Genomic DNA, 19008 nt, shown 5'->3' on the forward strand with positions numbered 1-19008 from the left:
TGCGCGATCCTCACTAAACCAAGCAAATCTGATCCGATATCCTACAGAAAGTCAATTGCAGGCGCTTGGTTTTGAAAGCTCACCCTACCGCTTCAATGAATGCACTTCTTTTCACCCTACTGTCCCAGCACTTTAATTCCCCTAAAATCTCCCTAAAATCCTCCAAAGGAGCATCTACACCCCGCTATGCGGGGTCTGCAATCACCGCCTGAAACTCCCGCCACTCGCCAACGCTCATCCCCGAGGTCTCGCGGGTGACCTCTTCACCCTTAAGCATACGTTTCAGCACGTCAATCGCCTTGGACGAGAGTGTGGCGCCGCCCATCCGGTAGTCCTCGAAGGCTGCGTAGGCCAGGGGCACCCAGTCGGCGGTCATCGCGGCAATCGCCTCGGCATAGACGCGGATCTCGTATTGGGCGTGGCTATCGGCGCGCAGCCGCAGGAAATGGAAGAGGTTGTGCAGATCGGTCTTCCAATACCACTGCGTGTAGATGTTCATCGGCAGGTTCATCCGCGCCAGTTCCCGCGCCAGCCCCTGCTGCCCGTCCTGCGAGAGCATCGCCTCGTAGTTGTCATACATCTGCGCCGCGTCGGATTTCAGCAGCGCCAGAACACGGGCGGCCTCCTCGCCCTGTAGCACCTCGCCGCGGCCCTGGTTGTTGATCGTCGATTGCGCCGCCAGATGCTCGGGCGCGGGGATATAGAACTCACGGTCGAGGATCGAATAGCGGGCGGAATATTCGTTCACATTGGCGGTGCGGTGGCGGATCCACTGGCGCGCGACAAAGACCGGAAGTTTGATGTGCAGCTTGACCTCGCACATCTCGAAGGGGGTCGAGTGCCAATGCCGCATCAGATAGCGGATCAGCCCCTCGTCGTTTTGCACATGTTTGGTGCCGGCGCCGTAGCTGACCCGTGCCGCCTGCACGATGGCGCTGTCGTCGCCCATATAGTCAATGGCGCGCACGAAGCCGTGGTCGAGCACCGGCTGCGCGGTGTAGAGATGTTTCTCCATCCCCTCGGACACGGCGCGCAGGGTTTGGCGGGGGCTGGCGCGCTGGGCTTCGATTTCGGCCAGTTGCTCTTGGGTCAGGGGCATCGGAGTGTCCTTGGTTGAAGGATGTCTTGAAGGGGTTAAGTTGGAGTTACCGGCTGCGGTGAGATTCTGCCAGCATTTGAAGGAAAGTTGAGATGAAATACCTACACACCATGGTCCGCGTTAAGGATTTGGAAGCCTCTATGGCGTTTTATCGCCTGTTAGGGCTGGAAGAAACGCGGCGCATTGACAGTGAGGAGGGACGCTTCAGTCTGATTTTCATGGCCCCTCCGGGACAGCCCGAATGCCCGGTTGAGCTGACCTATAACTGGGACGGCGACGACACGCTGCCTTCGGACAGCCGCCATTTCGGCCATCTGGCCTATGAGGTCGAGGATATTCACGCCAAATGCCAGTTCCTGATGGAGAATGGCGTGACCATCAACCGTCCGCCGCGCGACGGGCGCATGGCCTTCATCCGCTCGCCGGATAATATCTCGGTCGAACTGCTGCAAGAGGGCGAGGCACTGACGCCCGCCGAACCTTGGGTCTCGATGCCCAACACGGGCCATTGGTAAGACATACCGCGGCCTCCGCCTCGCATCTTGCGGGGCGGGGATCTCGGCTGCTTGTCACTTTGTGGATCGCCGCTGCGGCGCACTGCCTCGCGCCAGCAGCGGCGGCGCAATCCACTCCACCCTGTCGACTGGCCCTATTGCTGGCATTTGATGTCTCGGCGTCGGTCAGCGCTCGCGAATACCAACTGATGATGCGCGGCACTGCCAGCGCGTTGATCGACCCGCAGGTGCGCGCCGCGATCTTTGCCGGTCCTCCGGTGGCCTTGGCCGCCTATGTCTGGGCCGGACGCCGCGAGCAGGCTATCGCCGCCTTCTGGTCGGTGATCCACCACCCCGAAGATCTGGCGGAATTTGCCGACCGCATCGGCAGCTTTCCACGTCCCTTGGCCGATCCTTTGCGGATTTGGGGAGGCCGCACCGGTGTCGGCGCTGCTTTGGCCGCCGGTGAACGATTGATCCGCAACGGCCCCACCTGCGACGCGCAGACGCTGGATGTTGCCGGCGATGGCCCCTCGAATGACGGCCCCGAGAGCGCGCGGCTGGAGGGGATCACGGTGAACGCCTTGGCCATCGGCGGTGATATTCCGCTCGATCACTATGAGGGCACCGCCGGGCTCAGCCTGTGGTATGCCGAATATGTGCTGCAGGGTCCGGGGGCGTTTGTGATGATCGCCGATGGCTACGAGGATTTCGCCGCCGCGATGCAGCGCAAACTGCTGCGCGAGTTGATGCCGCCGCTCCTTGGCGCGCTCACCCGCTAACCGCCCCTTTACGCCGGACCTGCCTCGCCATCCTGCGGCAACCGCTGCCGGTCGACCTCGAGTGTCAGCGCCCGCTCGGCATGCGCTTGCGCCCGCCGCCGCGCCACCTGCGCCGCCTCGGCCAGCCCCTCATCGGCGGATTTGCCCAGCATATCCAGCGATGCCAGTAGATGGCCGCAGACCTCGATCATCCCCGCCCCGTCACGCCCGATGGCGTCAAAAGCGGCCTCGACCAACTGCTGCGTCGACAGCATCGGCATATAGACCCTCGGCTGCCGGTCATCCGCGCCCCGCTCGGCCAGCGCCCAATCCCAGAGCAGCCGCTCAAGCCGCGAGATCACCTCGATCGCCGTGCCCGGATCATTGACCGCCGGTGACAGCGCCCGCGAAGCAATCTCGGAGAGCGTGGTCAGGGCGAAACTCGGATCCTGCTCGAAGGTGCGCCCGTTGCCGATCACGAAGCAATCGCCCAATGCGTCCTCGGTGCCCGGTGCCGCGCCGGCGAATTGCGCCAGCGGCATGCCCTTGAGCACCACCTGCCCCGGACGCCGCAGCACCCAGACACCGTCCTGCGCGCAATCCGCCAAGCCTTCGACATCAATCATCTGCAACACCCCCGAGACCGGCGCGGTCAGGGTCTGCGCATCATGCGGAATGATAATCTCCTCGGTCAGCGCCCGCGCGCCCAGCGTTGGCTGTTTGCGAAATGAAGTCAGCGCGGATTTTGCGGCGTTTTCGGCGCGCGCCAAAGCGTCATCCATGGTGCCCAGATCGGTCAAATGCGCGATCCAGCGGATCAACGCCACAACCACCCCCAAGGTCACCAGCAAGGTCACGCACAGCATCACCAAAGCGCCATCGCCGAACCCCGCGTAAAACAGGATCAGCGCGGTCAAAGCATAGACAAAGGCGCCGATGAAGGTCGCCAGAACCGTATGTGTCGTCGGGTCCGAGGTCATCAGCCGCAGCACCCGCGGCGTCGCAGTGGCGGCTGCCGCGCGATGCGCCGAGACCATCGTGGTCAACGAGAAGGTCGAGACCGCCAGCATCGACGAGGCGATGATCGACAGGATCGGCGTCACCGCATCGGGGCCGATCATGTCATTGATCCCGGAGAGCGCCTCGGGGATCAGCGGCGCGGCCAGATGCGAGACCAGGACCGAAACAATCGCCAAAACCGCAAACAGCGCCACCCGCACCCAGAGTTTGCGCGACAGCCGCCGCAGATAGACGATCAGCCGGAACATCAATCAGCCTTGGGTCACGGGCGCGGCGTCAAATCCCGCATCCTCCAAGGCGGAAATCGCGGCCGCTTGGCTGATCGCACCCGAGACGGTCACCCGCCGCGCCTCCATGTCAAAAGCGGGCTGCGCACCCAGTGGCTGCAAGGCGCCCTCAATGCTGGCGCGGCAATGGCCACAACTCATATCCGGCACGGACAGGGTGAAAATGTCTTGCATGGGGCGCTCCTGATGGCTCGGTTCAAGGAAACGGTGCCGCGTCCGGCCTGTCAAGCCATCGCCCCATGGCCACGCGCCACTTCGGCACCGCAGATTGACGCGCGCTCGATTGTCATGGCGGGCAAAACCCGCTAATGCGCGATCAACTCGGCAACCGCCGCACCCGCCGATCTCATGCTGCCACAGGAGCCCGCGATGATCCCCACCGCCCATATCGACCCCGCCACCATGGCCCGACTGACCGCCCGCATGCTGCTGGATATCGGCGCGGTGCATTTCAACGCCCGCGAGCCCTTCACCCATGCCAGCGGCAACCAGGCGCCCACCTATATCGACTGCCGCAAGCTAATCTCGCACCCGCGCATCCGCAGCACTTTGATGGATTTTCTCACCGCCAAAGTCATGGGCAGCGCCGGTTTCGAGGCCTTCGACAATATCGCCGGTGGTGAAACCGCGGGCATCCCCTTTGCCGCGCTGGTCGCCGAGCGGATGGCTCTGCCGATGACCTATGTGCGCAAGAAGCCAAAGGGTTACGGCCGCAATGCCCGTATCGAGGGCGAGATGTCCGAGGGCCAGCGCGTGCTTCTGGTCGAGGATTTGACCACCGATGGCGGCTCGAAACTGTCCTTTGTCGATGCGATTCGCGAGACCGGCGCCAGCTGCGCGCATACTGCGGTGGTGTTCTATTACGACATCTTCCCCGAGACCGAGCCGCGACTGGCCGAACACGGCGTCGCGCTGCATTATCTGTGCACATGGTGGGATGTTCTGGCCGAGGCCCGGCGCGCGCAGGATTTCGACAACGAGACCCTCGACACGGTCGAAGCCTTCCTCAACTCCCCCCGCGACTGGACCCCGCCCGCCGCCTGAAGCCCCCAAGCGCGGCAGCATAATTCTTTGACTGGCAATTCAACCCCTTGCCAGTCACCGCCCGCTAATCGCGGCCAAATTCCGGTATTTTCACCGGTGGTTGATTGCCTGACCCGCGGGCATTTGACATAAGATGCGGGCAGGAGATCGCCATGACCGAAATGACCGTAATTCGCCCCAACACCCCAGACAGCGCGGCCGAGGCTGATCCGCTGCCCTCGAATATCGAGGCAGAACAACAGCTTCTGGGCGCGATCCTGACCAATAACGATATTTTCGACCGCGTGTCCTCGCTGGTCCGCGCCGAGCATTTCTACGAGCCTGTGCACCGGCGCATCTTTGATATCGCCGCCGCCCGCATCCAGAAGAACGCGCTCGCCTCGCCGGTGACGCTCAAAGCCTTCATGGAGGACGACGACGGGCTCAAGGAACTCGGCGGGCCGGGCTATCTGGTGCGCATCGCCAGTGCCGCCATTGCCTCCTATGCGGCGCGCGATTACGCGCAGATGATCTATGATCTGGCGGTGCGCCGCGACCTGATCCAGCTGGGCCGCGATATCTCGGCCAAAGCGGCGCTGGTCGATATTTCCTCGGAACCCAAGGAACAGATCGTCGAGGCCGAACAGCGGCTCTATCAACTCGGCGAACAGGGCGTGGCCGAACGCGGCTTCCAGTCCTTCCTCCGCGCCGTCACCGAGGCGGTGAATGTCGCCAATGCCGCATATCAGCGCGACGGCGGGCTGGCCGGCATCTCGACCGGGCTGGTCGATATCGACAAGAAACTCGGCGGTTTGCACCCCTCCGACCTGATCATTCTCGCCGGACGCCCGTCGATGGGGAAAACCTCGCTGGCCACCAATATCGCGTTCAATATCGCCAAAGCCTATAAACAGGGTATGCGCCCCGACGGGCAAGAGGGCACGGTGAACGGCGGCGTTGTCGGCTTTTACAGCCTCGAGATGTCCGCCGAACAGCTGGCCGCACGGATCCTATCCGAGGCCTCCGAAGTCCCCTCCGAGCAGATCCGCCGCGGCGATATGACCGAACAGGAATTCCGCCGCTTTGTTGAGGCCGCCAAATCGCTCGAGGCCTGCCCGCTCTATATCGACGACACGCCGGCGCTGCCGATCTCACAGGTGGCGGCCCGCGCGCGGCGCCTCAAACGCACCCACGGGCTCGATGTGCTGATGGTCGACTATCTGCAACTGCTGCGCGGTTCCTCCAAGGAAAGCCGTGTGCAAGAGGTCTCCGAAATTACTCAGGGCCTCAAGGCCATCGCCAAGGAGCTGAATATTCCGGTGATCGCCCTGTCGCAGCTCAGCCGCGCGGTGGAAAGCCGCGAAGACAAACGCCCGCAGCTCAGCGACCTGCGCGAATCCGGCTCGATCGAGCAGGACGCCGATGTGGTGATGTTCGTGTTCCGCGAGGAATATTACGTCGAACGCGAGAAACCCTCGGACGACAAGCTCGACGAAATGGCCAAATGGCAAGAGCGGATGGAGAAACTCCACGGCAAGGCCGAGGTGATCATCGGCAAACAGCGCCACGGCCCGATCGGCTCGGTGGATCTCTCCTTCGAGGGCCAGTTCACCCGCTTCGGCAACCTCGTGCAACCCTGGCAACAAGACGGCGGCGACGCCGGCTTCTAACGCCGCGCACCTCGCAGAACTTACGCCCTCACAAGCCCTGCCTAGGCCCTGACCGCAAAGACACCGCGTCCAATCGAACCGGCCCCGCCAGATCGGCCTAATGCGGCAGGCACACACCCGCGCGCCGTCCCTGCCCCGTCATCTTGGCCGCTTCATCTTGCCCAAAATACTCCGGGGGAGCGCCCGAGCGGGCGCGGGGGCAGCGCCCCCGACAGGCCCGCAGGGCCGCAAACCGGCAGGGGCGCGGTGGGGGCCGTCAGGCCCCTGCCCCGCCCCTGCATCCTCCCTGCACCCTTATGCCTTGCCCCAACCGCCCGAGGTCGGCGTGATCACCGTTACTGCCTCGCCCGCCTCCAGCACGGTCTGCGCGCAGGCATCCAGCACCTCGATGCGCCCGTCGAGCCGCCGCACTTCGGTGCGCCCGGCCAGCCCGTCGCCGCCGCCCATGATCCCCTGCGGCGGGCGGTTGCGGTGCGACGAGAGGATCGCGCAGTCCATCCGCTCCAAAAACCGCGTCGTGCGCCGCGTGCCGTCGCCGGCGTTGAACTGGCCCTTGCCGCCGGTGCCGGGGCGCAGCGAAAATTCTTCGACCAGCACCGGAAACCGCAGTTCCAGCACCTCGGGATCGGTCAACCGCGAGTTGGTCATATGCATATGCACGCCCGAGGTGCCATGGAAGCCGCGCCCGTCGTTCATCACCCCCGCCGGTGCGCCCGAGCACAGGGTCTCGTAATACTGGTGCCGGTCATTGCCGTAGGTCAGATTGTTCATCGTGCCCTGTGAATTGGCCAAAGCTCCGAGCGCGCCGAACAGGCAATTGGTCACATGCTGCGAGGTTTCCACATTCCCCGCCACCACCGCGCGCGGGTATTGCGGCGCCAGCATCGAGCCTTGGGGCACGATGATATTCAGTGGCCGCAGGCAGCCCGCGTTCATCGGGATCGGCGATTCCACCATCACCCGAAACACATACAGCACCGCCGCGCGGGTCACCGGTTCAGGCGCGTTGAAATTATTCTCCATCGCCGCGGAGGTGCCGGTGAAATCCACCGTCGCCTCGCGCTTCTCGCGGTCGACGGTGATCCTGACATTGATCACCTGTCCGGTGTCGGTCTCGTAGGAATACGCGCAGTCCTGCAGCTTCCCGAGCAGGCGGCGCACCTCTTCGGCGGCGTTATCCTGCACATGCATCATATAGGCTTGCACCACCTCCAGCCCGAACTCGCTGACCATGCGGCGCAATTCCACCGCGCCGCGCTCATTGGCGGCGACCTGCGCTTTCAGATCGGCGGCGTTCTGCGCCGGATTGCGCGCAGGATACTTATGATCGGTCAACACCTGATGCAGGGCGTCATCGCGAAACCGCCCATTTTCCACCAATTGGAAATTGTCGATCAACACGCCCTCTTCATCGACGGTCTTGGCCAGCGGCGTCATTGACCCCGGCGCGGTGCCGCCAACATCGGCGTGATGCCCGCGCGAGGCGACCCAGAACAGCACCTGCTCGCCTGCGTCATCAAACACCGGCGAGACCACGGTGATATCGGGCAGATGGGTGCCGCCGTTATAGGGCGCGTTGAGCGCATAGGTATCGCCCGGTTTGATGCCCGGATTTTGCGCGATCACCGCCTGAACCGAGCGGTCCATCGAGCCCAGATGCACAGGCATATGCGGCGCATTGGCCACCAGCGCGCCGGTCGCGTCAAACACCGCGCATGAAAAATCGAGCCGCTCTTTGATGTTCACCGAATGGGCGGTGTTTTGCAGCGCCAGACCCATCTGCTCGGCGATATTCATGAACAGATTGTTGAACACTTCCAAGAGGATCGGATCCGCCTGCGCCGAGCCGACCACTTCCGCGCGCTCCACCGGTTGCGCGCGGCGCATCAACACATGATCGCGCGCGGTGATCTCGCCGCGCCAGCCTTTCTCGATGACAATCGTCTGGTTCGCCTCGATGATCAGGGCCGGCCCGTCGATCACCGCTCCGGGCGAGAGGTCTTCGCGCTGGAACACGCCCGCATCATGCCACGCGCCAGAGGCATAGACCTGCGTGGTCACCTGCGGGGCAACCCGCTGCGTATGCACCTCGAGTGCGGCCTCCTCACTGCCCGTCGCGCGGTTGTCATGGGCCTGCAGGTCGATCGCCTCGATGGTGATCTCCTTGTCGTCATAGACAAAGCCGAACTGCGCCTTATGCGCCGCTTCAAACCGCGTCTGAGCCTGCGCCAGCGAGCCATCGCTGAAATCCACCGGCATCGGCGTGTCGGTGCCCGCGTAGCGCAGCATTAGCACCGGGCGCCAATCGGCGGATTCTTCGGGCACGCCCTGCGCCGCCAATTCCTCAAAGACCGCGGATTTCAGACTGTCGATCAGCGCATCCACCGCCGGGCGCGAGGCCTCATTCAGCGGCTCCAACAGCGCCTGCTGCCGGCTGGCCGAAACCGTGGCAAGACCAATGCCGTAAGCGCTGAGCAGGCCCGAAAGCGGGTGGATCAACACCGATTCCATGCCCAAAGCATCGGCCACCAAGCAGGCATGCTGCCCGCCCGCCCCGCCAAAGGAATTGAGCAGGTATTTGGTCACATCATAGCCACGCTGGACGCTGATTTTCTTCACCGCATTGGCCATATTCTCGATGGCGATTTTCAGGAAGCCTTCGGCGACATCCTCGGCACTCTTGCCCTCGCGCTTGGCGATCTCAGAAAAGGCTTGCGCCACCACCGCGCGGTCAAGCGGCTGGTCCTGATCCGGCCCGAAGATCGGCGGAAAGAAATCGGGGTTCAGCTTGCCGAGCATGACATTGGCATCAGTCACGGTCAGCGGACCGCCGCGCCGGTAACAGGCCGGGCCGGGATCGGCGCCAGCGCTGTCGGGGCCGACGCGAAACCGGCCGTCGACCGCATGCAGGATCGAGCCGCCGCCCGCCGCCACCGTATGAATGCGCATCATCGGCGCGCGGATGCGCACCCCCGCCACTTCGGTGTCAAAGGCGCGCTCATAATCGCCCGCGCAATGCGCCACATCGGTCGAGGTGCCCCCCATATCGAATCCGATCACACGGTCGAAACCGGCCAATCCCGCGGTGCGCACCATGCCGACGACGCCGCCCGCGGGGCCGGAGAGGATCGCGTCCTTGCCCTGAAACGCTTCCGCCGCGGTCATCCCGCCCGAGGACATCATGAATTGCAAGGTCGGCCCCGCCTCGCCCGCAGGCGTGGCGCCCAGAGCCTCGGCGACTTGTGCCACATAGCGGCGCAGGATCGGGCTGAGATAGGCGTCAACCACCGTGGTATCGCCGCGCCCGACCAGTTTGATCAGCGGGCTGACCTCATGGCTGACCGAGACCTGCGCAAAGCCCAACGCGCGGGCCTGTGCGGCAATCTCGGCCTCATGGGCAGGGTTTTTCCAGCTGTGCATGGTGACAATCGCCAGCGCGTCGAAGCCATCCTCGCGCAGCTCTTGCAGCATCGGGCGCAATGCCTCGGCATCAAGCGCGGTCTCGACGCTGCCATCGGCGCGCAGGCGTTCCTCGACCTCGATCACCCGGTCATAAAGCTGTTCGGGCAGGATGATATTCTTGGCGAAAATCTCGGGGCGCGCCTGATAGGCCAGCCGCAGCGCATCGCGAAAGCCCTTGGTGGTGACCAGCGCCACACGGTCGCCCTTGCGTTCGAGCAAAGCATTGGTCGCCACCGTGGTGCCCATCTTCACCACCCCGATCCGCGCCGGATCAATTGTGCCACCGAGCAAGCGGCGGATGCCCTCGATCGCGGCGTCGGCATAGACATCAGGGTTGTCGGACAGCAGTTTGAGCGGCACCAACGCCCCCTCCGGCGCGCGGCCCACCACATCGGTGAAAGTGCCGCCGCGGTCGATCCAGAAATCCCATGTCTGGGGGGTATCGGCGGCGGTTTCGGGGCGGGTTTGCGGGCGGGCCATGCGGGTCTCCAATGCTATGCTGACGTTTTGTTGACAAATTGCCAACGTTCTGTCAAGAAGCGCGACACAGGAGGCCCCTATGTCCGATCCCAGCCGCAGCTTTGGCCCCGTGGTCAGTTCCGCCCATCTGGCGCAGGCCTCGGTGCCCGCGCTCAGCGAACTCGAATTCGCGATGACCATGGCCAACCACGCCTTCCAACGCTGGATCGTGCGTTGTATGGCAGCGGCGGGAGCGCAGATGTCGCCGCTCGAAGTGATGATCCTGCACCAAGTTGCACATCGTAACCGGCCGAAAACACTGGCCGATCTCTGCCTTGTGCTCAATATCGAGGACACCCATCTGGCCAATTACGCGCTGCGCAAACTTTCCGCGCAGGGGCTGGTAGAAAGCGAGCGGCGCGGCAAGGAAAAAGCCGTGCGCGTGACGCCCGAGGGCGCCGCGCTCTGCACCCGCTACCGCGAAATCCGCGAGGCGCTGCTGCTGCCGGGCCTCGCTGGCGTCGACGGCGCCGAGATGAGCCGCTTGGCGGGGCTATTGCGGGCGCTCTCGGGGAGTTACGACCAAGCGGCGCGCTCGGCGGCGGCGTTGTAAAGCGCTGAGAGACGGGCCGCGCCCGACCCTGGGTGGGCGCAGGCCTCACTTGAACAAAGTGCTGCGCCCGAAAGCATGAATGCCGCCCATTCAATGAACAACACCGCCAAGGCGCCCTCCCGGGGGGAGGGTCGGGCGCGGCCCGTGGTGCCCACGGGCCAAAGGGTCAGGGGGCGTTGCCCCCTCTTCGGCGGTGCCGAATTCACCCCCAGAGTATTTGTAGCAAGATGAAGCGGGTAGAATTAGGCGGGCTGGGTGTCGACGGCCTCGCGCCAGTGGCGGCGGCAAAGCGAGACATAGGTCTCATTGCCGCCGATCTGCACCTGAGCGCCCTCGCGCAGCGCATGCCCGTCAGCCCCCATCCGCACCACCATCGTTGCCTTTTTCCCGCAGTGGCAGATGGTGCGCACTTCGCGCATTTCATCGGCCAGCGCCAAAAGCGCAGCGGAGCCGGGAAAGAGCTCGCCGCGGAAATCCACCCGCAGCCCGTAGCACATGATCGGAATATTGAGATCATCAACCACATTGGCCAATTGCCAGACCTGCTCGCGGGTCAGGAACTGCGCCTCGTCGATGAAAATGCAGGCGCAGGGGCCTTGGTCGAGCCGCGCCTTGATCTTGGCAAAGAGATCCTCGCCCTGCCCGAAAGTATCGGCGTCATCACCAATGCCGATGCGCGAGGCAATCCGCCCCTCGCCCGCGCGGCGGTCGAATTGCGCGGTGATCAGATAGGTCTGCATGCCACGCTCGCGGTAGTTATGCGACGCCTGCAACAGGATCGTCGATTTGCCCGCGTTCATCGTGGAATAATGGAAGTAAAGCTTGGCCATGGCGGTGGTGTAGCGCGCCCGAAGCCGCGGGCCAAGTGGGCAGGCGCCAGAATTCAGGCGCGCTGCCGTCTTGTCAGGCAGATTAGCCGACGGCGGTGATTTCCACCGCGAAGGTCAGGTCGCGACCGGCCAGCGGGTGGTTGGCGTCGATCGTTACCGTCTCGGCGTCGGATGCGGCAACCACCACCGGCAGTGCCTGCCCGTCCGGCGTCTGCATCTGCAACTGGGTGCCGGGATCGACGGGGATATCCGCCGGAATTTGCTCACGCGGGATGGTTTGGACGTTGTCGGGATTATGCGCGCCATACGCCTGATCGGCGGGGATCGTCACGGTCTTTTGCTCGCCCACGGCCATGCCGGAGATCGCGGCGTCGAGACCGGGGATGATCTGGCCGGAGCCGAGCGTGAAGCTCAGCGGGTCGCGGCCCTGCGAACTGTCAAAGACGCTGCCATCCGCAAGCGTGCCGGTATAGTGGAATTGAACGGTGTCACCCGCCTTGGCTTGGGTCATGAGGTTTCCTCGGGGATTGTTTGGGGGGAGTGGTGAATGGCAGAGGCGCGCAGGTGGCGGTGCTCTGAAGACCCCGTAGCCTAACGCGGATTTCCCCAAGCAAAAACCCCCGCACCGCGGAATGCGGGCAGGAATTTTCAGGAAACTGCAGGTTTTTGAGACGCGCGGGGCCGCAAGGGCGGTAAGCCGCGGTTTTCTCACGCGCCTGTGAGCGGCGCGTGCGGATCGCGGAAGGGGCGAATCGCTATGACGACGCGCAGCCCGCGCGAGCGGCCCGAAGGTCGGCGTTCAGTGTCAGCGGACCAGAGCCAGTCGATCCGCCAATTGAGCAATCAGTCGATCAACTCGATGTCGAACCGCTCGATCACCGTATTGGCGAGCAGTTTCTCGCACATCTCGGTGACGCTGGCCTCGGCCTTGGCGCGGTCCGTCTCGCTCAGGTCCAGCTCGATCACCTTACCCTGGCGCACCGCTTCGACACCGTCAAAGCCCAGCGTCCCCAGCGCGTGGCGAATCGCCTCGCCCTGCGGGTCCAGCACTCCGGTTTTCAGCATCACATGCACACGTGCTTTCATCGCCACGTCCTCAGTTCATCAGTTTCGGCTTGGGCATCGTCGTCGAATTGCCGGGCATCACGCCCAGACGCCGCGCCACTTCGGTATAGGCTTCCGACAGATTGCCCAGATCGCGGCGGAACACATCCTTGTCCAGCTTCTGGCCGGTCTTTGCGTCCCACAGGCGGCAGCTGTCGGGGCTGATCTCATCGGCAACCACGAGGCGCTGGAAATCGCCTTCATAGATGCGTCCGATCTCGATTTTGAAATCCACCAACTTGATGCCGACACCGGTCATCACGCCCGAGAGGAAATCATTCACCCGCGCCGCAAGCCCGACCATATCATCCAGATCTTGGTGCGTGGCCCAGCCAAACGCCAAGATATGGTCTTCCGAGACCAGAGGATCGCCCAGCGCATCGTCTTTATAATAAAACTCGATGATAGGACGCGGCAGCTGCGTGCCCTCCTCGATCCCCAAACGCTTCGAGATCGACCCGGCGGCGATATTGCGCACCACAACCTCGAGCGGGATCATATCGACCACCCGCACCAGCTGCTCGCGCATATTCACCCGGCGGATGAAATGGGTCGGCACGCCGATGGTGTTCAGCCCGACCATGAAATATTCCGACAGCCGGTTGTTGAGCACGCCCTTGCCGTCGATCACGTCGCGCTTTTCAGCGTTGAACGCGGTGGCGTCGTCCTTGAAATACTGGATGTAGGTGCCAGGTTCGGGGCCTTCATACAGGATTTTGGCCTTGCCCTCGTAGACCTTGGTGCGTCGTGCCATGTCAGTTGATTTCCACATATGGCCCACGATCTGCGCGGGCGGTCGCTGTCTGCGCTGCCTATACGCCATGCGATCCGGCCTCGCAAGTATCGGGGCAAGTTCTGCTTGGCGCCCTGCTGCGGTTCGCCGCCCGTGTCGGGGCAAACCACGGCAAACAAGTCTTGCAGAGCGCGCCCGTACCCCCCATATCTTAGGGTGAAACGCTGTATTCTGACCCTTATACGAGGCCCTGACCATGAGCACCTTTGACGAGCGCGCCAACGCATTTGAGAATAAATTCGCCCATGACGCGGAAATGGCGTTCAAGGCCATCTCGCGGCGCAACCGCGCGGCGGGCACCTGGGCGGCGGGTCTCTTGGGCAAAACCGGCGATGATGTCGCCGCCTATGAGTTGGAAGTGATCAAATCCGATTTTGAAGAAGACGGCGACGATGATGTGGTGCGCAAACTGGCCGCCGATCTTGAAGGCAAGGCCGATGAGGCGACGATTCGCGCCAAACTCGCCGAACTGCACAAAGTCGCCAAAGCCCAATTGATGGACGAAGGCTAAGCCACACAGGCCGCTCAGAGGGGAGCGCGGGCACCGCGGCAGCAATCTGCCTCACAATGACATGAGCGCTGCTCAATTGATGTGCGCCCCAATATATGCCAAACAGCACACGCGCCGCCCCGAGCGGCGCGTTCTGCTTTTCATAGGCCGCATTTGATGACCCAGTCCCAAGATCCCCTCTCCGCCCTGCTCGCTGAGCGCGGCTATTTGCTGGCCGATGGCGCCACCGGCACCAATCTGTTCAACATGGGGCTGAGCGCGGGCGATGCGCCGGAATTCTGGAACGTCGATCATACCGACCGGATCACCACGCTGTATTCTTCTGCGGTCGAGGCCGGTTCGGATATCTTTCTGACCAACACGTTCGGCGGCAATGCCAGCCGGTTGAAACTGCACCAAGGGCAGGACCGCGTCACGGAACTCAACCGCGCTGGCGCCGAGATTGGCCGCGCGGTGGCCGATAAGGCCGGACGCAAGGTGATTGTCGCGGGCTCGATGGGGCCGACCGGCGATATCATGGCGCCGATGGGCACGCTGACCCATGAGCTGGCGGTGGAAATGTTCCACGAGCAGGCCGAGGGGCTGAAATCCGGTGGCGCCGATGTGCTGTGGATCGAGACGATCTCGGCCGCCGAGGAATACCGCGCCGCCGCCGAAGCCTGCCGCCTTGCCGGTATGCCATGGGTCGGCACGATGAGCTTTGACACCGCCGGTCGCTCGATGATGGGCGTGACCTCGGCGGATCTGGCGAAACTGGTCAGCCGCATGCAATATGCGCCGGTCGGCTTCGGCGCCAATTGCGGCACCGGTGCCTCGGACCTCTTGCGCACCATTCTCGGCTTTGCCGCGCAGGGGATCGAGACCCCGATCGTCGCCAAGGGCAACGCCGGCATCCCGAAATATGTCGATGGCGCAATCCATTACGACGGCACCCCCGCACTGATGGCCGAATATGCGATCCTCGCCCGCGACGCCGGTGCCTCGATCATCGGCGGCTGCTGCGGCACCATGGCCGAGCATCTGCGCGCCATGCGCGAGGCGCTCGACACCCGCCCGCGCGGTGCCAGCCCGACGCTCGAGCAGATCACCGATGCGATGGGGCCGTTTTCCTCGGAAACCGACGGCACCGATGTGCACGGCGGCTGCGCCCATGCGCCCAAACGCGAACGCCGCGGGCGCCGCCGCAGCTAAACTCACGGCCAAATCTGCACCCCGCGCGACCCCCACCAGAGCCGCGCCCGCCATCTGTTCACAGCCCGTTGTCACTGCCACGGGTTGTAACAGCGGCCCGCCTTGTCTACATCCGCTGGAACTTGTCAGCATAGGTGCCCCATGTTCCAGCTTCCCGCCCTGCGTGATCCCCGCCATTTTGACGCCGACCTGCAAGGCGCCGCCGCCCTCGGCGATCTGCCCGAGTGGGATCTGACCGATCTTTACGCCGCGCCCGACGCCCCTGAAGTGGCGCGCGATCTCGACTGGCTGGACACGGCCTGCGCCGAATTCGCCGCCAAATACGAGGGCAAACTGGCCGCTCTGGACGCTGCCGGACTTCTCACCTGTATTCAAGACTATGAAGAGATCGACATCACCGCTGGTCGCCTGATGTCCTATGCCGGGCTGCGCTATTACCAGAACACCATGGACTCCGCCCGCGCCAAATTTATGGCCGACGCGCAGGACCGGGTGACGGTCGCCACCACGCCCTTGGTGTTCTTCAGCCTTGAATTGAACCGCATCGACGACGCCCCGATGGAGGCGCTGCTCACCGCCAATACGGATCTCGCCCGCTACCGTCCGGTGATCGAGCGAATGCGCGCCATGCGCCCGCACCAGCTTTCCGACGAGTTGGAAAAATTCCTCCACGATCAATCGACCGTCGGCGCCTCGGCATGGAACCGGTTGTTCGATGAAACCATGGCGGGCCTCTCTTTCGAGGTCGAAGGCGAGGAAGACCCCCTCCCCTTGGAAGCCACGCTTAACCTCTTGACCGACCCGTCGCGCACCCGCCGCGAGGCTGCCGCCCGCGCGTTGGCCACAGTCTTCGAGAGTAACATCCGCCTGTTCTCACGGGTCCACAACACGCTGGCCAAGGATAAGGAAATCTCCGACCGCTGGCGCAATATGCCGACCCCGCAGCATGGCCGCCACCTGTCGAACCACGTTGAACCCGAGGTCGTCGAGGCGCTGCGCAACGCCGTGGTCGCCGCCTACCCGCGGCTCAGCCACCGCTATTACGCGCTGAAGGCCAAATGGCTGGGGCTTGAGGAATTGGAAATCTGGGACCGCAACGCGCCCCTGCCGGTGGAAACCCCCGCCACCATCGGCTGGGACGCCGCCCGCGAGACAGTAATGTCCGCCTACGCCGATTTCGCGCCGAAAATGGCCGAACTCGCCGAGCCGTTCTTTGACCAAGGCTGGATCGACGCCGGGGTGAAACCGGGCAAAGCGCCGGGCGCCTTCGCCCATCCCACCGTCACCACCGCGCATCCCTATGTGATGCTCAACTATCTGGGCAAACCGCGCGATGTGATGACGCTGGCACATGAGTTGGGCCACGGCGTCCACCAGCGCCTCGCCGCCTCGCAGGGTGAACTGCTGTCCGCGACGCCGCTGACACTGGCCGAAACCGCCTCGGTGTTCGGCGAGATGCTGACCTTCCAGAGGCTGCTCGCACAGGCCAAAACCAAGGCCGAGCGCAAGACCCTCCTCGCCGGCAAGGTCGAGGATATGATCAACACCGTGGTGCGCCAGATCGCGTTCTATGACTTCGAGTGCAAACTCCACGCCGCGCGTATGGAAGGCGAGCTGACGCCCGACGATATCAACGCGCTGTGGATGTCGGTGCAGGCAGAATCACTGGGGCCGATCTTCACCTTCATGCCGGGGTATGAGACCTTCTGGTCCTACGTCCCGCATTTCGTCCATTCGCCCTTCTACGTCTATGCCTATGCCTTCGGCGACGGGCTGGTGAACGCGCTTTATGCCGTCTACCGCGAACAGCCCGAGGGCTTTGAAGAGAAATACTTCGAGATGCTCTCCGCCGGCGGCTCCAAACACCACTCCGAACTCTTGGCCCCCTTCGGCCTCGACGCCGCCGATCCGTCGTTCTGGGACAAGGGCCTGAGCATGATCGAAAGCCTGATCGACGAACTCGAAGCGATGGAAGACTAAGCCCCCATCATCTGTCGATAAATATCCTCCGGGGATCCCAAGGGGGTGGAAAACCCCCTTGGCAGCGTATGGGGCTGGCCCCATGCGGCGCTTGGGGGCTCGATGCCCCCAAGCGCCGCCCCTACTCAGCCAAAGGCGTCCGGCTCCGACGCCTTACGCTGCGCCACATAGGCCTCCAGCGCCTCGACAATCGCCGGATCAATCGGCGGCGCCTGATAGTCGCCGAGCATCTTGCGCACCCGGGCTCCGGCCAGCGTGGCACTGTCGCGCGCGCCCTCTTCTTCCCATTGCTCATAGGGTTTGTAATCCAGCACATCCGAGCGCCAGAAGGCGGATTTGAAATTCGCCTGCGTATGCTCGCAGCCCAGAAAATGCCCGCCCGGTCCGACTTCGCGCAGCGCATTCATCGCCTGCCCGTTTTCATCCATCGACACGCCCTGCGCCAGATGGTGCAAAGTGCCCAACTGATCCGCATCCAGCACGAATTTCTCGAATGAGGCCACCAGCCCGCCCTCGAGCCAGCCACAGGCGTGCAGCATGAAGTTCACCCCCGACAACAGCGCCATATTCAGCGAGTTCGAGGTTTCATAGGCCGCCTGCGCATCGGGCAGTTTTGAGCCGCTGAACGACCCGCCCGAGCGATAGGGCAGGTTCAACCGCCGCGCCAATTGCCCGACGCCGTAGGTGATATGCGCCGCTTCCGGCGTGCCAAACGTCGGCGCGCCCGAGTTCATGTCGATCGAGGTGACAAAGGCGCCCATGATCACCGGCGCGCCTTTGCGCACCAGCTGCGAATAGGCGACACCGGCCAGCGCCTCGGCCAAGACCTGCGTCAGCGTCCCCGCCACGGTCACCGGTGCCATCGCCCCGCCGACGATAAACGGCGAGATGATCGCCGCCTGATTGGCCTCGGCATAGACCTCCAGCGCGCCCATCATCACATTGTCGAATGTCAGCGGCGAGTTGATATTGATCAGCGAGGTCATCACCGTGTTTTGGTCAACGAAATCACCGCCAAACAGGATTTTCGACATGTTCACCGAATCCTCGGCGCGCACCTTCTCGGTCACCGAGCCCATATAGGGTTTGTCGCTCAGCGTCATATGCGCCAGCAGCATATCCAGATGGCGCTTGTTGACCGCGATATCGGTCGGCTCGCAAACCGTGCCGCCCGAATGGTGCAGCCATTTCGACATATAGCCGAGTTTCACGAATTTACGGAAATCCTCGATCGTGGCATAACGCCGCCCGCCTTCATTGTCGCGCACGAAGGGCGGGCCATAGACCGGCGCCAGCACCAAGTTCTTGCCGCCAATCTCGACGTTGCGCTCGGGGTTGCGGGCGTGCTGGGTGAAGCTGGAGGGAGCGGTCGAACAGAGTTGACGCGCCAGACCGCGCGGAATGCGCACCCGCTCGCCGACCACATCGGCACCGGCCGCGCGCCAACGCTCCAAGGCCGCCGGATTCTCGACAAAATTAACGCCGATCTCTTCCAACACCGTTTCGGCGTTGTATTCGATGATCTGCAACGCCTCTTCGTTGAGGATCTCGAAATTCGGAATGTTTCGCGTGATGAACTTTGCGGTTTCAATCGAAACAGCCGTGCGCTCTGCGCGCCGCGCCGCGCCACCGCCGCCCCGTGTCCGCCGTGCTGGTCTGACTTCGCTCATCGCTCTTGCCCTTACAAAAATAGCTCTGCGCCGAGAGATAG

18 protein-coding genes are annotated in these 19008 nt (G+C 63.4%); 9 read left to right on the forward strand and 9 right to left on the reverse strand.

Annotated elements, in window-relative coordinates:
• Window positions 1–184: 184 nt before the first annotated feature.
• Window positions 185–1099 carry an FAD-dependent thymidylate synthase gene (gene thyX, locus DDE20_RS02085; protein WP_116556776.1) on the reverse strand — a complete coding sequence of 305 codons (915 nt, stop codon included), beginning with the start codon at window positions 1097–1099 and terminating at the stop codon, window positions 185–187.
• 92 nt (window positions 1100–1191) lie between these two features.
• Here thyX and DDE20_RS02090 point away from each other — a divergent pair, with 92 nt between their 5' ends.
• Window positions 1192–1614, forward strand: coding sequence for a VOC family protein (locus tag DDE20_RS02090; RefSeq protein WP_116556777.1), 423 nt, complete (start codon window positions 1192–1194; stop codon window positions 1612–1614).
• 59 nt (window positions 1615–1673) lie between these two features.
• Window positions 1674–2375: a DUF1194 domain-containing protein gene (locus DDE20_RS02095; RefSeq protein ID WP_276308515.1), complete on the forward strand. Its 702-nt coding sequence runs from the start codon at window positions 1674–1676 to the stop codon at window positions 2373–2375.
• 8 nt (window positions 2376–2383) lie between these two features.
• On the opposite strand, the gene DDE20_RS02100 is transcribed toward DDE20_RS02095, so the two are convergent.
• Entirely contained in the window at window positions 2384–3622 is a 1239-nt protein-coding gene (locus tag DDE20_RS02100; RefSeq protein WP_116556779.1) for a DUF2254 domain-containing protein, read from the reverse strand.
• A 3-nt stretch (window positions 3623–3625) separates the two neighbouring features.
• Window positions 3626–3835 carry a heavy-metal-associated domain-containing protein gene (locus DDE20_RS02105; RefSeq protein WP_116556780.1) on the reverse strand — a complete coding sequence of 70 codons (210 nt, stop codon included), beginning with the start codon at window positions 3833–3835 and terminating at the stop codon, window positions 3626–3628.
• A gap of 12 nt (window positions 3836–3847) precedes the next feature.
• Between DDE20_RS02105 and DDE20_RS19305 the strand changes: the two genes are divergently transcribed.
• From DDE20_RS19305 to DDE20_RS02115, 3 genes are all read left to right on the forward strand, one after another.
• Complete coding sequence (locus DDE20_RS19305; RefSeq protein WP_276308516.1) at window positions 3848–3970, forward strand: hypothetical protein; 123 nt, start codon at window positions 3848–3850, stop codon at window positions 3968–3970.
• 60 nt (window positions 3971–4030) lie between these two features.
• Window positions 4031–4705 carry an orotate phosphoribosyltransferase gene (locus DDE20_RS02110; protein WP_116556781.1) on the forward strand — a complete coding sequence of 225 codons (675 nt, stop codon included), beginning with the start codon at window positions 4031–4033 and terminating at the stop codon, window positions 4703–4705.
• A gap of 161 nt (window positions 4706–4866) precedes the next feature.
• The gene (locus tag DDE20_RS02115; protein WP_116557223.1) at window positions 4867–6354 is read left to right on the forward strand and encodes a replicative DNA helicase; all 1488 of its coding nucleotides are present in this window, start codon (window positions 4867–4869) and stop codon (window positions 6352–6354) included.
• A gap of 294 nt (window positions 6355–6648) precedes the next feature.
• On the opposite strand, the gene DDE20_RS02120 is transcribed toward DDE20_RS02115, so the two are convergent.
• Complete coding sequence (locus tag DDE20_RS02120; RefSeq protein WP_116556782.1) at window positions 6649–10296, reverse strand: hydantoinase B/oxoprolinase family protein; 3648 nt, start codon at window positions 10294–10296, stop codon at window positions 6649–6651.
• A gap of 79 nt (window positions 10297–10375) precedes the next feature.
• Between DDE20_RS02120 and DDE20_RS02125 the strand changes: the two genes are divergently transcribed.
• Window positions 10376–10888, forward strand: a complete 513-nt coding sequence (locus tag DDE20_RS02125) for a winged helix DNA-binding protein (RefSeq protein ID WP_116556783.1) — start codon at window positions 10376–10378, stop codon at window positions 10886–10888.
• A gap of 242 nt (window positions 10889–11130) precedes the next feature.
• Here DDE20_RS02125 and DDE20_RS02130 read toward each other — a convergent pair whose 3' ends face one another.
• From DDE20_RS02130 to purC, 4 genes are all read right to left on the reverse strand, one after another.
• Window positions 11131–11718, reverse strand: a complete 588-nt coding sequence (locus DDE20_RS02130) for a thymidine kinase (protein ID WP_116556784.1) — start codon at window positions 11716–11718, stop codon at window positions 11131–11133.
• Window positions 11719–11800: 82 nt separating this feature from the next.
• Window positions 11801–12229 carry an FKBP-type peptidyl-prolyl cis-trans isomerase gene (locus tag DDE20_RS02135; RefSeq protein ID WP_116556785.1) on the reverse strand — a complete coding sequence of 143 codons (429 nt, stop codon included), beginning with the start codon at window positions 12227–12229 and terminating at the stop codon, window positions 11801–11803.
• A gap of 332 nt (window positions 12230–12561) precedes the next feature.
• Window positions 12562–12804, reverse strand: a complete 243-nt coding sequence (gene purS / locus DDE20_RS02140) for a phosphoribosylformylglycinamidine synthase subunit PurS (RefSeq protein ID WP_116556786.1) — start codon at window positions 12802–12804, stop codon at window positions 12562–12564.
• A gap of 10 nt (window positions 12805–12814) precedes the next feature.
• Window positions 12815–13576, reverse strand: a complete 762-nt coding sequence (purC, locus tag DDE20_RS02145) for a phosphoribosylaminoimidazolesuccinocarboxamide synthase (protein WP_116556787.1) — start codon at window positions 13574–13576, stop codon at window positions 12815–12817.
• A gap of 235 nt (window positions 13577–13811) precedes the next feature.
• Between purC and DDE20_RS02150 the strand changes: the two genes are divergently transcribed.
• The 3 genes from DDE20_RS02150 to DDE20_RS02160 all read left to right on the forward strand — a co-directional run bounded on the left by DDE20_RS02150 (window position 13812) and on the right by DDE20_RS02160 (window position 17297).
• Complete coding sequence (locus DDE20_RS02150) at window positions 13812–14126, forward strand: DUF1476 domain-containing protein (RefSeq protein WP_116556788.1); 315 nt, start codon at window positions 13812–13814, stop codon at window positions 14124–14126.
• Between the two features lie 156 nt (window positions 14127–14282).
• Window positions 14283–15317 carry a betaine--homocysteine S-methyltransferase gene (gene bmt, locus DDE20_RS02155; RefSeq protein WP_116556789.1) on the forward strand — a complete coding sequence of 345 codons (1035 nt, stop codon included), beginning with the start codon at window positions 14283–14285 and terminating at the stop codon, window positions 15315–15317.
• A 141-nt stretch (window positions 15318–15458) separates the two neighbouring features.
• Window positions 15459–17297 carry a M3 family oligoendopeptidase gene (locus DDE20_RS02160; RefSeq protein WP_116556790.1) on the forward strand — a complete coding sequence of 613 codons (1839 nt, stop codon included), beginning with the start codon at window positions 15459–15461 and terminating at the stop codon, window positions 17295–17297.
• A gap of 125 nt (window positions 17298–17422) precedes the next feature.
• On the opposite strand, the gene DDE20_RS02165 is transcribed toward DDE20_RS02160, so the two are convergent.
• Window positions 17423–18967 carry a trimethylamine methyltransferase family protein gene (locus tag DDE20_RS02165; protein WP_116556791.1) on the reverse strand — a complete coding sequence of 515 codons (1545 nt, stop codon included), beginning with the start codon at window positions 18965–18967 and terminating at the stop codon, window positions 17423–17425.
• Between the last annotated feature and the right edge of the window lie 41 nt (window positions 18968–19008).

Source organism: Pararhodobacter oceanensis (assembly GCF_003076755.1).
Lineage (GTDB): Bacteria > Pseudomonadota > Alphaproteobacteria > Rhodobacterales > Rhodobacteraceae > Pararhodobacter > Pararhodobacter oceanensis.